Origin of the sequence: Microbacterium sp. NPDC058345, assembly GCF_042723855.1 — a bacterium.
GTDB lineage: Bacteria > Actinomycetota > Actinomycetes > Actinomycetales > Microbacteriaceae > Microbacterium.
Genome location: NZ_JBHXIG010000001.1, coordinates 1,429,864 through 1,443,091, shown reverse-complemented (window position 1 = coordinate 1,443,091; position 13,228 = coordinate 1,429,864). Strand labels below are relative to the sequence as shown.

Genomic DNA, 13,228 nt, shown 5'->3' with positions numbered 1-13,228 from the left:
CGTGTGCGCTTCCGACATCCCCAACATATATGCGCATGCATTTTATTCCGCTGAATGAAAGACCTGCTCCCCCTCACGGCGGAGCCGTCCCGGTCCGCCCTGCGGTGGATGCCCTGCCCGGCACGTGCTCCCTAGCCTGGAGACATGCGACGTACCGAGCGAAGGAGTGAGTCGACGTGACCACCGGGCAACTGCATCTCGAAGGCCTGACCAAGAGCTACGGCTCCCGCACCGTGCTCGACGACGTCGGCTTCGACGTCTCCCCTGGCCGGCTGACCGGCTTCGTCGGCGGCAACGGCGCGGGCAAGACGACGACGATGCGCATCATCCTCGGCGTGCTCGCCGCCGATGCGGGCTCCGTCACGCTGAACGGCACGCCCCTCGGCCCCGCCGATCGTCGTCGCTTCGGGTACATGCCCGAGGAACGGGGGCTGTACCCGAAGATGAAGGTGCTCGAGCAGGTCGTGTACCTCGCGAGGCTGCACGGGTTCGACAAGGCGGATGCGACGGCCAGGGCGACGGCTCTGCTCGAGGAGCTCGGGCTCGGCGAACGGTTGAACGACACGATCGAGTCCCTGTCGCTGGGCAACCAGCAGCGCGCGCAGATCGCCGCGGCGCTCGTGCACGACCCCGAGGTGCTCATCCTCGACGAGCCCTTCTCGGGCTTGGATCCGCTGGCGGTCGACGTGGTCGCCGACGTGCTGCAGGCACGCGCCGCTCAGGGCGCATCGATCCTGTTCTCGTCCCACCAGCTCGACGTGGTCGAGCGGCTCTGCGACGACCTGATCATCATCGCCGGCGGTACCATCCGGGCCGCCGGCTCCCGTGACCAGCTGCGCGCGCAGCACTCAACGCTGCGGTACGAACTCGATTCCACCGGAGACGCCGGCTGGCTGCGCGCCGAGGCCGGCGTGGACGTCGTCGACTTCGAAGGCGGCACGGCCCTGTTCGACGTCGACGGCCCCGAGACCGCGCAGCGGGTGCTGCGCGAGGCCGTCGGCCGCGGCGCGGTGAACGGCTTCACACAGCAGCATCCGTCTCTCGCCCAGATCTTCAAGGAGGTCATCCGATGACCGCTGACACCAACCCCCAGCCGACGTCCGCGGCTCAGGCCGTCTGGCTCGTCGCCGAGCGCGAGATCAGCTCGAAGCTGCGCAGCAAGGCCTTCATGATCTCCACCGGCATCCTGCTGCTGATCGCGCTGGCCGGTGTGCTGATCGGCGGGTTCGCGAGCACGTCGCCGAGCAGCGACGCGATCGCCGCCACGCCGCAGACCGCCTCGGTCGTCGAAGCGCTGCCGAACGTCGAGGTCACCGAGGTGGCGGATCGTGCGGCGGCCGAGCGGCTGGTGCTCGATGACGAGGTGAAGGCCGCGGTGGTCGCCGCCGACGACGACCCGCTGGGCTTCGTCATCCTCGCGAAGGAGGATGCGCCCACGAGCCTGGTCATGGGCCTGTCGCAGACCCCGCAGGTCGAGATCCTGCAGCCGGCGGAGACCAACCCGTTCGTGCGATATCTGGTGGCCATCGGCTTCGGAGTCGTCTTCCTGATGGCCGCCTCCACCTTCGGCGGCACGATCGCGCAGAGCGTCGTGGAGGAGAAGCAGACCCGCGTGGTCGAGCTGCTCATCTCGGCGATCCCGACGAGGGCGCTCCTCGCCGGCAAGGTGATCGGCAACACCGTGCTCGCCATGGCGCAGATCGTGCTGCTCGCGGCGATCGCCGTCGTCGGCCTGATCGTCACCGGTCAGAACGCGCTGCTCGCCGGGATCGGGGCGCCGGTGCTGTGGTTCGGTGTGTTCTTCCTGTTCGGGTTCATCCTGCTGGCGGCGCTCTACGCGGCCGCGGCGGCGATGGTCTCGCGCCAGGAGGACATCGGCGCGACCACCATGCCGCTGATGATGCTCGTGATGGCCCCGTACTTCCTGGTCATCTTCTTCAACGACAACCCGCTGGTGCTGACGATCATGTCGTACGTGCCGTTCTCGGCCCCCGTGGCGATGCCGGTGCGGCTGTTCGTCGGCGAGGCGCAGTGGTGGGAGCCGGTGCTGTCGCTGGTGATCCTGCTGGTCACGTGCGTCGGGGCGATCCTGGTGGGCGCGAAGATCTACCAGAACTCGCTACTGCGCATGGGCGCCAGGGTGAAGCTCGGCGAGGCGCTGCGCGGCTGAGACCACGCACGCAGAGCAGGGCGCCCCGCTCCGGCCTCGCCGGGGTGGGGCGCCCTCGTCTGTCAGAGCTCGACCGGCGGCCCCGGCTCGGTCTCCGCGACCTCCGGGTGCCGCGCGAGGTTCACGATGGCGGCGACCAGGCCACCCCAAACCGTGACGGCCGCGACGATCAGCATGATGATGGCGGTGGGAGTCATGCTCGTCCTCCGTTCGACGTGCGATCCGGCGTCATGTAGCCCGGCACGGTGCTGACCGCGCCGGTCTCGGCATCCGGCTGATAGGCCTCCTCGACGAGGAACTCGTCGTAGTCGGGGTCCTCCTTGGCGTGCGAGCGTCTGCTCCACGGCAGCAGCGCCAGCAGCACCGCGAGCACCACCAGGGCGATCACCATTCCCCAGCCGAAGATCCACAGGAACCAGACGGGGTAACCCTCATACGGTGTGCTGATCTTGGCGCGGAGTTCACTCACGAAAAGATAGCCGAGCACCACGGGGGCGAGTGCCCCGACGAGCAGCATCCAGAACCAGCCGACGCGCAGGCTGGAGCGCCGGTTGAGGTGCTCGCGCAGCACCGGCAGCCGGTGCAGGAACCATGCCACGACGATCACCGCCACGAGAGCGACCGCCATGATGCCGAACGCGTTGACGAAGGCATCCGTCGTGTCGAGCACGGCCAGTGCGGTGGTCGTCGAGAACAGCGCGATCGAGATGAGCGCGACCGGGATCGCGACGACCAGCGTGGTGCGCACCCGCCCCCAGCCGAGCTTGTCCTGCAGAGCGGCGACGACCACTTCGAGCACGGAGATGAGCGACGTGATGCCGGCGAACACCAGCGCACCGAAGAACAGCACGCCGATGATCGAGCCGCCGGTGGCCTGCGAGACGATGGTCGGGAACGCGACGAACGCGAGGCCGATGCCGGATGCCGCCACGCCCGAGACGTCGGTCGCCTGCGCCTGCGCCATGAAGCCGAGCGCGGCGAACACGCCGATGCCGGCGAGGATCTCGAAGCCGGAGTTGGCGAATGCGACGACCAGGCCTGAACCGGTGAGGTCGGTGCGCCGCTTGAGGTACGAGGCGTAGGTGACCATGATCCCGAACGCCACCGATAGCGAGAAGAAGATGTGCCCGTAGGCCGACGCCCACACGGCGGGGTCGGCGAGCGCCTCCCAGTTCGGCGTGAAGAAGGCGTTCAGCCCGTCCATCGCCCCGGGCAGGAACAGCGACTGCACCACCAGCACGGCGAACATCACCGTCAGCAGCGGCATGAGGATCAGGTTCGCCCGTCCGATGCCGCGCTTCACGCCCAGCGCCATGATCAGAATGACCACGAGCCACACGCCGATGAGCGGGATGCCGACCTGCGGCACGAACTGCGTGGACACGCCGCCCTTGCCGACGTCGCCCATCTGCAGGAACTCGGTGAAGAAGAACGACTGCTCCTCGCCCTCACCCCAGACGAGCTGAGCGGAGAACCAGGTGTACATCGCCGCCCACGCGATGATCACCGCGTAGTAGGTGGCGATGACCACGCAGATCAGCACCTGCCACCACCCGAGCGGCTCGGCCACCCGATGCATGCGCCGGAAGGCGAGCGGTGCCGAGCCGCGGAAGCGGTGCCCGATCGCGTAGTCCATGAACAGCAGCGGGATTCCCGCGGTCAGCAGCGCGCACAGGTAGGGGATGAGGAACGCCCCGCCTCCGCCCTCATAGGCGACGTAGGGGAAGCGCCAGATGTTGCCGAGCCCGACGGCCGAGCCGATCGCGGAGAGGATGAACACATTGCGGGAGCCGAATGCCTCGCGCCGGGGAGCGTTGGTAGTCGCGGTCGCCATGCTGGCGAGCGTACCGGATGGGCGCGCGGTTGAGGGGTCGTCCCGCGGTCACCGCCGTGCGCGGATGCGGCGGATCACCGCGGTCGCAGCTCGGAGCGGGTCAGCGCGTCGGCGGCCCTGACCAGGGCGAGGTGCGAGAATGCCTGCGGCGTGTTGCCGACCTGACGCTCGGCGACCGGGTCGTACTCCTCCGACAGCATTCCGACGTCGTTGGTCAGCCCGCACAGCCGGCCCATCAGCTCACGTGCGTCGTCCAGCCGTCCGGTGGCCGCGTACTGCTCGACCAGCCAGAACGAGCAGGCGAGGAACGGGCTCTCGCCGCCCGGGAGGCCGTCGACGCCGGTGCCCGTGCGGTACCGGTGCAGGAGCCCGTCGTGCATGAGGGTCTGCTCCATGCGCTCGACGGTGGCCAGCATCCGCGGGTCATCGGGGGTGCAGAAGCCGACCTCCGCGAGCAGCAGCAGCGAGGCGTCCACCTCGTCGGTGCCGTAGTACTGCGTGAAGTGCCCGTTGCGCACACCCTCGCGGTCGATCTCGTCGCGCATCCGGTCACGGAGGCCGCGCCAGGTGTCGGCGGGGCCCTCGAGGCCGAAGTCCTCCACGGCACGGACGCCCCGGTCGAACGCGGCCCAGATCATCGCCCGGGAGTGGGTGAACATGTGCGGTTCCCCGCGGATCTCCCACAGACCGTGATCGGGCCGCTCGATCTGCTCGGCGGCGAAACGAAGCAGCGCGCGCTCGAGCGGCCAGGCGAACTCCGATTCGGCCAGGCCGGAGGTGCGGGCGGCCGACAGCGTCACCAGCACCTCGCCGACCACGTCGGCCTGGTACTGCGCCGCCGCACCGTTGCCGACCCGCACCGGCGCCGAGGACTCATACCCCGGCAGGTCGTCGACCACCCACTCGGTGAGGTTGCGCTCCCCCGCGAGTCCGTACATGATCTGCAGGTCGGCCGGGTCGCCGGCGACCGCGCGCAGCAGCCATTCCCGCCATCGCTCCGCCACCCCGAGGAAGCCGTGGTCGAGCAGCGCCTCGAGGGTGAGCGCGGCGTCGCGCAACCAGACGTAGCGATAATCCCAATTGCGCTCGCCCCCGATCTCCTCGGGCAGCGCCATGGTCGCCGCCGCGGCGATGCCGCCCGTCTCGTGGTTGGTCAGGGCACGCAGCATCAGCAGCGACCTCACCACCTTCTCGTGGTGCGGACCGCTGTGCTCGACGCGGTCGGCCCAGCTCTGCCACCAGTCCTTCGTGCGCGGGAGCACCTCGTCGACGTCGAGCGGGTCCGGTACCGCATGGTGCGAGGGGAACCAGGTCAGGTGCAGATCACGGGTCTCGCCGGTGGCGACCGTGACCTCGCCGATGTGCTGATGGTCGGCGGCCTGCACCGGCGCGCCACGCACGGCGATCGCGTCGGGTCCTGCCATCGCCACCAGCCGGGGATGCTCGGGGGTTCCCGTCTGGCGCACCCACGGCATCGCCCGGGAGTAGTCGAAGCGGATGCTGAGGTGCTGCCGCAGCGTCATGGACCCCTCGACGCCGATCACGCGCCTGATCAGGTCGGTGCGCCGGATCATGACCCCTGGGTCGGGATCCATCGGCATGAAGTCGTGCACCTCCGCGACGGCGTCGGCCGTCTGCCACCTCGTGATCAGCACGAACGTGTCGCGATCGTAGTGACGGGTGCACGTGGCATCGGGGTCGTTGGGGCGCAGCTGCCACCGACCATGGCTGTCATCGCCGAGCAGGGCCGCGAAGGTGCTCGCCGAGTCGAGCCGCGGCAGACAGAGCCAGTCGATGCTCCCCTCGCGCGACACCAGCGCGGCGGTGCGGCAGTTGCTGAGAAGGGCGTAGTCCTCGATCCTCGATGCCATCCTCCGGAGTCTTCCAGTCGCGCCGACAGGGCGCCAGGCCCCTTGCATTCCGCTGTGACACGACTATCGTCTGCCCCATGCCGACCACCACACTGTTCATCCTCGGCGCCACCGGCGATCTCACGTCACGGCTGCTGCTCCCCTCGCTCGCCGCGCTGCTCGGCAAGAATGCGGACAAACGCGTCACCCTGCGCGGCGCCGGCACCGAGGCGTGGGATGACGAGCGCTGGCAGATGACGGTCTCCACGGCGTTCCGGGGTGCGCCTGAAGCGCTGAAGCAGGTCGAGGTCGCCGATTACGTGCAGGCCGACGTGACGGATGCCGCCGCCGTGGGGTCGCTCGTCGATGCTCTTGCGCCGCACACCGTGCTGTACTTCGCGCTGCCGCCGGCCGTGACGCGTGCGGCGATCGATGCGATGGCAGGGATGACGCTGCCCGCGGACACCATGCTCGCCATGGAGAAGCCGTTCGGCGAGGACGAGGCGAGCGCCAGGGAGCTCAATCTCAAGCTCACCTCGCTGGTGCCCGAGGAGCAGATCTTCCGGGTCGATCACTTCCTCGGCCGGTCGACCCTGCTGAACCTGCTGGGCGTGCGTATGGCGAACCGCATCTGGGAGCCGGTCTGGTCGGCCGAGCATGTCGACCAGGTGCTGATCCGCTTCGACGAGAGCGTCGCGCTCGAGAACCGCGCCCGCTACTACGACCATGCCGGGGCGATGATCGACATGATCCAGAGCCACCTGCTGCAGGTGATGGCGCTCGTCGCGATGGATCCGCCCGCGACGCTCGGTCAGCGCGACCTGCGCGACGCGAAGGCCGCGGTGCTGCGCGCCACGCGAGTGCGCGACGACGACGCGGCGCGCTGGTCCAGGCGCGCCCGCTACACGGCCGGCCGCATCGGCGAGCGCGCGCTGCCGTCGTATGCCGACGAGGACGGGGTGGATGTCGCGAGGCAGACCGAGACCCTCGCCGAGGTGACGTTCGAGATCGCCAGCGATCGCTGGGCGGGCGTGCCCTTCGTGCTGCGCTCGGGAAAGGCGCTGACCAGGAAGTGGTCGGAGATCGTCGTCACCTTCAAACCGGTGCGGCACGTGCCGCCCGGGCTCGACGGCACCCCCGCCGACGGCGGCAGGCTCACCTTCTCGCTCGGCCCCGACGAGATGCACCTGCGTCTGCACGTCACAGGGGGCGACGACCCGTTCGCCCTGCGTGACGAAGACCTGGTCGCCGATCTCGGCGAGGGCCAGCAGCGCTCCTACGAGGAGGTGCTCGACGAGCTGCTCGACGGCGAGGTGGCGCTGTCGGTGCGCGCCGACGAGGCCGAGGAGTGCTGGCGCATCATCCAGCCCGTGCGTGACGCCTGGGCACAAGGTGACGTGCCGATCGAGGAGTACGCCGCGGGGTCGACCGGGCCAGAGTCCTGGGAGACCTCGGTGCCCTCGGATCGCTGACGCCGCCGAGGGGTCAACGAACGCCGCATCCGAGGGCACGGACCCGACGTTCTCCGACCCCTCAGCGGGGCACGGCCACCCACGGGCGGCGCCCTTCATTCCGGCGGGGGCGTTGACGCTGTACAACGTGTTCTACCCGGGAACGCCACGATAGGCGTCGGTTCCGATGAGGGCTTCACCCTCTGCCCCGAAGGCATGCCTCCGCTGAGGGGTCAGGAAACGCCGCATCCGAGCGCCCGGATGCGGCGTTCTGCGACCCCTCAGCGAAGGCACGCGACGGTGCCGAGGCGGAGACGCCGTCAGCTCTGGCTGGTGAGCACCAATTCCGAGCCGTCGGCGGCCACGTCAGCACGCACGGTGTCGCCGTCGCGCACGCCGCCGGAGAGCAGCGCCGTCGCGAGGCGGTTCTGCACCTCGGTCTGGATGAGCCGGCGCAGCGGGCGGGCGCCGAACACGGGGTCGTAGCCGCGTTCGGCCAGCCACGAACGGGCGTCCGGGGTGACGGCGAGCGTGAGACGCCGGTCGTGCAGCCGCCGCTGCAGCTGGTCGACCGCAAGCTCGACGATCTGCGCCAGGTCGTCCTCCGACAGCGCCGAGAACATCACGATGTCGTCGAGGCGGTTCAGGAACTCCGGGCGGAACGACTGCCGCACCAGCGCCATGACCGCATCCCGCTTGTCGTCGGGCGCCATGACCGGGTCGATGAGGATGGGCGAGCCGATGTTCGAGGTGAGGATCAGGATGACGTTCGAGAAGTCGACCGTGCGCCCCTGACCGTCGGTGAGCCGCCCGTCGTCGAGCACCTGCAGCAGCACGTCGAACACCTCGGGGTGCGCCTTCTCGACCTCGTCGAGCAGCACGACGCTGTAGGGACGTCGGCGCACGGCCTCGGTGAGCTGGCCGCCCTGCTCGTAGCCGACGTACCCGGGAGGGGCGCCGACCAGGCGCGAGACGGAGTGCTTCTCGCCGTACTCGCTCATGTCGATCCTGACCATGGCGTGCTCGTCGTCGAAGAGGAACTCCGCGAGCGCCTTGGCCAGCTCGGTCTTGCCGACGCCGGTGGGGCCGAGGAACAGGAACGATCCGGTCGGGCGCCCGGGGTCGCTGATGCCGGCGCGGGAGCGCCGGACGGCATCCGACACCGCCTTCACGGCCTCCTTCTGCCCGATCAGCCGCTTGCCGAGTTCGCTCTCGAGGTGCAGCAGCTTCTCACTCTCGCCCTGCAGGAGCCGGCCGACGGGGATGCCGGTCCACGCGGCGATCACCGCGGCGATGTCCTCATCGGTCACCTGCTCGTTGACCATGCGCCCCTCGGACGCTGCCGCAGCCTCGGCCTGTTCCGCCTCTGCGATCTCGGTCTGCAGCCGCTTGATCGTCTCGTACTCGAGCTTCGACGCCTTGGTGTAATCGGCTTCGCGCATGGCGAGATCGCGCTGGGTGACGGCGTCATCGAGCCGCTTCTTCAGATCACCGACGCGGTTGAGGCCCTGGCGTTCGCGTGCCCAGCGCTCCTCGAGTCCGGCGAGCTCGCGCTCCATCTCGGCGAGCTGTTCGCGCAGGACGCCGAGGCGCTCCTTGGACGCGGCATCCTTCTCCTTCTTGAGCGCGAGCTCTTCGAGCTTCATGCGGTCGACCTGGCGCTTGAGCTGGTCGATCTCGACCGGAGAGGAGTCGATCTCCATCTTCAGCCGCGACATGGCCTCATCGATGAGGTCGATGGCCTTGTCGGGCAGCTGTCGACTGGGCAGGTACCGGTTCGACAGGGCCGCGGACGCGACCAGCGCGCTGTCGGAGATGGTGACCCCGTGGTGCGCCTCGTAGCGGCCCTTCAGCCCGCGCAGGATCGCGATGGTGTCCTCGACCGACGGCTCGCCCACGTACACCTGCTGGAAACGGCGCTCCAGTGCCGCATCCTTCTCGATGAACTCGCGGTACTCGTTGAGCGTGGTCGCGCCGATCATGCGCAGCTCGCCGCGGGCGAGCATCGGCTTGAGCATGTTGGATGCCGCGACCGAACCCTCTCCGCCGCCGGCGCCCATCAGCACGTGCAGCTCGTCGATGAAGGTGATGACCTTGCCCTCGGACTCGGTGATCTCCTTCAGCACGCTCTTCAGGCGTTCCTCGAACTGACCGCGGTACATGGCACCGGCGACCAGGGCCGAGATGTCGAGGGTGATCAGCTCCTTGTCCTTGAGCGACTCGGCGACGTCCCCCGCGACGATGCGCTGCGCGAGGCCCTCGACCACGGCCGTCTTGCCGACGCCGGGTTCCCCGATGAGCACCGGGTTGTTCTTGGTGCGGCGGGTGAGCACCTGGCTCACGCGCCGGATCTCGCTGTCACGGCCGATCACCGGATCGAGCTTGCCCTGGCGGGCGCGGTCGGTGAGGTTGATGCCGAACTGTTCGAGAGCGCTCTGCTGTTCTTCCTGCTGTGCGGGGTTGGTCATCCGATTCCTCCTGAGGAGACTCCTTCAAAGTTGAGTGGCTTCGACTCAAGTTTAGCAGTGCGTGTCGGTTTCGAGTAGCCGGGAGACGGCCGATCAGCCGCGTTCCGCGATCACCGCATCCCAGATGGCGTCGGCGACCTCGCGCTTCGCGCCGGATGCCGACGCGATCACCGCTCCGCCCGTGCCGATCACCTGCACGGCGTTCTCGCCGGCCTCAAAGCCGCGCTGCCAGCCGACCTCGTTCACGACCAGCAGATCGACGCCCTTGCGCTCGCGCTTGCGGCGGGCGCGCTCGAGCAGCTCGGCCTCGTCGCGGGGCGTCTCGGCGGCGAAGGCGACGATCGTCTGCCCCGGCCGTCGGGATGCCGCGAGGCCGGCGACGACGTCGTCGTTCTCGACGAGCGGGATGCTCTGCAGGCGTTCTGACTCCTTGGTCAGCTTGCTGTCCGCCACCTCGGCGGGCCGGTAGTCGGCGACGGCGGCCGCCATCATCACCACGTCGGCCTCCTCCGCGGCATCCCGCATCGCCTCTCCGAGTTCGGCCGCCGTGCCGGCGTGCACGATGCGGATCGACGGATGCCGCACGGCATCCGTCAGCACCTCCGCCTCGATGTGCGCGGCGACGAGCGTGACGTCCGCGCCGCGTTCGGCGGCGGCGACGGCGAGCGCGGTGCCCTGGCGTCCGCTGGAGCGGTTGCCGAGGAAGCGCACCGGGTCGAGCGGCTCCCTGGTACCGCCGGCCGAGACGGCCACGCGCACACCGACCAGGTCTCGAGGGCGCAGCAGTCCGAGGGCGGCGGTGAGGATCTGCTCGGGCTCGAGCATCCGGCCCGGGCCCGCGTCGCCGCCGGTGAGCTCGCCGTCGGCGGGGCCGAGGATGGCCACCCCTCGCGCGCGGAGGGTCTCGATGTTGGCGCTGGTCGCCGGATGCCGCCACATCTCGGTGTGCATGGCCGGGGCGATCGCGACCGGGGCGGTGGTGGCGAGCAGCGTCGTGCCGAGCAGGTCGTCGGCGAGACCCGCCGCCATCTTGGCGATCGTGTTCGCCGTCGCCGGCGCGACGATCACGAGATCGGCGGCCTGGCCGAGCGCGACGTGCCGCACCTTCGCGACGTCGTCGTGCACGCTGGTGGTGACCGGGTTCCGGCTGATCGACTCCCAGGTGGGCAGTCCGACGAACCGGAGCGCGTCTTCGGTGGGCACAACCGTCACCTCATGGCCCGCCTTGATGAGCAGGCGCACCAGGTGCACCGTCTTGTACGCGGCGATGCCGCCCGTGACTCCGACGACGATGTTCACGCTTCGATTCTGCCTCAGGCCCGCGATGCACGGGTCTTCGCGGATTCCGGTCGTCGCCTCCTCTCACCCGAGGCACCCCCTCGAGACCGGAGCCCGTGGACGTCGCCCGACCCTAGACTGGGCGCGTGTGCACGGTCGTGATCGATGTCGCAGCGCAGGGAGCGCGGCTGCTCGCCGTGCGTGATGAGGATCCTCAGCGCGCCTGGGACGATCTCGGCGAGTGGTGGCCCGACCGGTACCCGGGGGTCGTCGGCATCCGCGATCGCCGCGCGGGCGGCGCCTGGCTCGCCCTCGACCCGGCCCGCGGTCGGCTCGCCGTGCTGCTCAACCGGGCCGATGTGCTCGACCTGCCCGAGCAGCACGTGCTCTCTCGCGGCTCGCTGGCCCTCGAATCCGTCGCCGGCCGCGCACCGGACGGCGGACCTCTACCGATGCACGGCTTCAACCTGCTCGAGGTCACCCTGCAGGGGTCGCGCGTGCTGTCGTGGGACGGCACCGCGCTGCGCGAGACCGCGGTGCCCGACGGCGTGCACATGATCGCGCACGACGACCTCGACGACCCGCGCACCGCGCGGATCGAGACGTGGTTGCCGCGGTTCGCCGGCATCGAGCGCGAACTCGCGGCGCGCGAGGGCGCGAGCGGGGGCGAGGGGGATGCCGACTGGGCCGACCGCTGGGTCGCCCTGCTCGCCGAGAGCGCGGCCCTGTCCGCCGACGACGATCGGGCCATCATCCGCGACAACACCGCGCACGGATACCCCACGCTGTCGCTGCTGTACTGCACCGCCGAGGTCACGGCCGGACGGACCGCGGCCCGTTCGCACGCGCTGCCGACGCCGGGCGCCTGGAGCTGACCGGCCGGCCGCCCACCCGAGAGTCAGGCCGGAAGCGGCATCCGTTCGTCCCGCAGCATCCACTCGCCCTGCGACACCGCCTCATCGACGGCGCACGCGAACCGCGCGCGATAGGCGGTCGGCGTGGTGCCGAGCACGCGGGTGAAATTCTGCCGCAGCACGGCCGCCGACCCGAACCCGCACTCCACCGCGATGCGCTCGAGCCCGTAGTCCGTGCGCTCCAGCATCCGCTGCGCCTGGATCACCCGCTGCCGGGTCAGCCACGACGCCGGGGTCGCGCCGAACTCGGACTTGAACCGCCGCGCGAACGTGCGCGACGACATGTGGGCGCGGCCGGCGAGCAGATCGACCGACAGGTCGTCGCGGATGTTCTGCACCGCCCAGTCGGCGACCGCGGCCAGCGAGCCGCTCGCCTCGACGGGGATGGGCCGGTCGATGTACTGCGCCTGCCCGCCGTCGCGCTGCGGCGGCACCACCATGCGTTTCGCGATGCGATTGGCCATCTCGGCCCCGAGTTCGATGCGCAGCAGATGCAGGCAGGCGTCGATGCCCGCGGCGGTGCCCGCGCTGGTGATGATGCGTCCGTCCTGCACGAAGAGCACGTCGGGGTCGACCTGGATCCGGGGGTACATCGCGGCCAGCGTGTGGGCGTACATCCAGTGCGTGGTCGCGCGGCGCCCGTCCAGCACCCCGGCCGCGCCGAGCACGAACGAACCGCTGCAGACGCTCATCACCCAGGCGTCGCGCGCGACCGCCGCGCGGGCGAGATCGATCAGACGCGGATCGACGCTCGACCAGTACTGACGCGGCATCGGGCAGAACACCACCAGGTCGGCCTCGTAGGCGAACGACAGATCATGCTCGACATGGATCGAGAAGCCGATCTTCGAGCGCACGAGGCCCGGATCCGGCGTCACGATGCGGAAGTCGAAGTTCGGCACACCGTCGTCGCTGCGATCGAGGCCGAACGCCTCGCACGCGACCCCGAACTCGAACGGCGCGAAGCCGTGGTCTACGACGCAGGCGACGGTCTTCATCGATCCTCCCGGTGGCAGAAAACATGCGAACACCGTCCGATCTGCCACTCGTGACGGTTCTGACGCGATCGTAGCATTTCTGCCATGTTCATCGCCATCCTCATCGCGGCCCTCGTTCTCTGGGCCCTCATCGCCACCCTGATCGAGCTGCGAAGCGACGGCTTCCGCGCGACGCCGACCGACTGGTCCCGCCTCGACGGAGTCGATCCACTGCACCGCGCCGAGTCCCGCAGCAGCTACCGCTGATCGAGCATGCGAGTAGGCT

11 protein-coding genes are annotated in these 13,228 nt (G+C 69.7%); 5 read left to right on the top strand and 6 right to left on the bottom strand.

Annotated features, from left to right (window positions below; genetic code table 11):
- Nucleotides 1–176: 176 nt before the first annotated feature.
- Entirely contained in the window at nucleotides 177–1,073 is an 897-nt protein-coding gene (locus tag ACFWH5_RS06795; protein WP_378833168.1) for an ABC transporter ATP-binding protein, read from the top strand.
- A complete protein-coding gene (locus ACFWH5_RS06790) occupies nucleotides 1,070–2,170 on the top strand; it encodes an ABC transporter permease (protein WP_378833167.1) in 1,101 nt (366 codons plus the stop codon). The genes ACFWH5_RS06795 and ACFWH5_RS06790 overlap by 4 nt, the downstream gene beginning before the upstream one ends.
- Nucleotides 2,171–2,232: 62 nt before the next feature.
- Here ACFWH5_RS06790 and ACFWH5_RS06785 read toward each other — a convergent pair whose 3' ends face one another.
- The 3 genes from ACFWH5_RS06785 to ACFWH5_RS06775 all read right to left on the bottom strand — a co-directional run bounded on the left by ACFWH5_RS06785 (nucleotide 2,233) and on the right by ACFWH5_RS06775 (nucleotide 5,875).
- Nucleotides 2,233–2,367 carry a methionine/alanine import family NSS transporter small subunit gene (locus tag ACFWH5_RS06785; protein WP_378833165.1) on the bottom strand — a complete coding sequence of 45 codons (135 nt, stop codon included), beginning with the start codon at nucleotides 2,365–2,367 and terminating at the stop codon, nucleotides 2,233–2,235.
- Nucleotides 2,364–4,004: a sodium-dependent transporter gene (locus tag ACFWH5_RS06780; protein ID WP_378833162.1), complete on the bottom strand. Its 1,641-nt coding sequence runs from the start codon at nucleotides 4,002–4,004 to the stop codon at nucleotides 2,364–2,366. Before ACFWH5_RS06780 ends, ACFWH5_RS06785 begins: the two co-directional genes overlap by 4 nt.
- 74 nt (nucleotides 4,005–4,078) lie before the next feature.
- On the bottom strand, nucleotides 4,079–5,875 hold the full coding sequence (locus ACFWH5_RS06775) for a glycoside hydrolase family 15 protein (RefSeq protein ID WP_378833160.1): 1,797 nt from the start codon (nucleotides 5,873–5,875) through the stop codon (nucleotides 4,079–4,081).
- A gap of 77 nt (nucleotides 5,876–5,952) precedes the next feature.
- Between ACFWH5_RS06775 and ACFWH5_RS06770 the strand changes: the two genes are divergently transcribed.
- Nucleotides 5,953–7,326 (top strand): glucose-6-phosphate dehydrogenase, encoded by a 1,374-nt coding sequence (locus tag ACFWH5_RS06770; protein ID WP_378833158.1) that lies wholly within the window; start codon nucleotides 5,953–5,955, stop codon nucleotides 7,324–7,326.
- A gap of 299 nt (nucleotides 7,327–7,625) precedes the next feature.
- Here ACFWH5_RS06770 and ACFWH5_RS06765 read toward each other — a convergent pair whose 3' ends face one another.
- Both ACFWH5_RS06765 and coaBC read right to left on the bottom strand, forming a co-directional pair.
- Nucleotides 7,626–9,773, bottom strand: a complete 2,148-nt coding sequence (locus ACFWH5_RS06765; RefSeq protein WP_378833156.1) for an ATP-dependent Clp protease ATP-binding subunit — start codon at nucleotides 9,771–9,773, stop codon at nucleotides 7,626–7,628.
- Between the two features lie 93 nt (nucleotides 9,774–9,866).
- Nucleotides 9,867–11,072 carry a bifunctional phosphopantothenoylcysteine decarboxylase/phosphopantothenate--cysteine ligase CoaBC gene (coaBC, locus tag ACFWH5_RS06760; RefSeq protein ID WP_378833153.1) on the bottom strand — a complete coding sequence of 402 codons (1,206 nt, stop codon included), beginning with the start codon at nucleotides 11,070–11,072 and terminating at the stop codon, nucleotides 9,867–9,869.
- A gap of 125 nt (nucleotides 11,073–11,197) precedes the next feature.
- Here coaBC and ACFWH5_RS06755 point away from each other — a divergent pair, with 125 nt between their 5' ends.
- Nucleotides 11,198–11,926 (top strand): NRDE family protein, encoded by a 729-nt coding sequence (locus ACFWH5_RS06755; protein WP_378833151.1) that lies wholly within the window; start codon nucleotides 11,198–11,200, stop codon nucleotides 11,924–11,926.
- Between the two features lie 23 nt (nucleotides 11,927–11,949).
- Here ACFWH5_RS06755 and ACFWH5_RS06750 read toward each other — a convergent pair whose 3' ends face one another.
- Nucleotides 11,950–12,963, bottom strand: coding sequence for a GlxA family transcriptional regulator (locus tag ACFWH5_RS06750; protein ID WP_378833148.1), 1,014 nt, complete (start codon nucleotides 12,961–12,963; stop codon nucleotides 11,950–11,952).
- Between the two features lie 84 nt (nucleotides 12,964–13,047).
- Between ACFWH5_RS06750 and ACFWH5_RS06745 the strand changes: the two genes are divergently transcribed.
- Entirely contained in the window at nucleotides 13,048–13,209 is a 162-nt protein-coding gene (locus ACFWH5_RS06745; protein ID WP_378833146.1) for a hypothetical protein, read from the top strand.
- Nucleotides 13,210–13,228: the final 19 nt, after the last annotated feature.

Excerpts from the sequence above, each read along its gene's own strand:
- ACFWH5_RS06790 (WP_378833167.1), top strand. The coding sequence starts at position 1,070 with ATGACCGCTGACACCAACCCCCAGCCGACGTCCGCGGCTCAGGCCGTC.
- ACFWH5_RS06785 (WP_378833165.1), bottom strand. The coding sequence starts at position 2,367 with ATGACTCCCACCGCCATCATCATGCTGATCGTCGCGGCCGTCACGGTT.
- ACFWH5_RS06780 (WP_378833162.1), bottom strand. The coding sequence starts at position 4,004 with ATGGCGACCGCGACTACCAACGCTCCCCGGCGCGAGGCATTCGGCTCC.
- ACFWH5_RS06775 (WP_378833160.1), bottom strand. The coding sequence starts at position 5,875 with ATGGCATCGAGGATCGAGGACTACGCCCTTCTCAGCAACTGCCGCACC.
- ACFWH5_RS06770 (WP_378833158.1), top strand. The coding sequence starts at position 5,953 with ATGCCGACCACCACACTGTTCATCCTCGGCGCCACCGGCGATCTCACG.
- ACFWH5_RS06765 (WP_378833156.1), bottom strand. The coding sequence starts at position 9,773 with ATGACCAACCCCGCACAGCAGGAAGAACAGCAGAGCGCTCTCGAACAG.
- ACFWH5_RS06750 (WP_378833148.1), bottom strand. The coding sequence starts at position 12,963 with ATGAAGACCGTCGCCTGCGTCGTAGACCACGGCTTCGCGCCGTTCGAG.
- ACFWH5_RS06745 (WP_378833146.1), top strand. The coding sequence starts at position 13,048 with ATGTTCATCGCCATCCTCATCGCGGCCCTCGTTCTCTGGGCCCTCATC.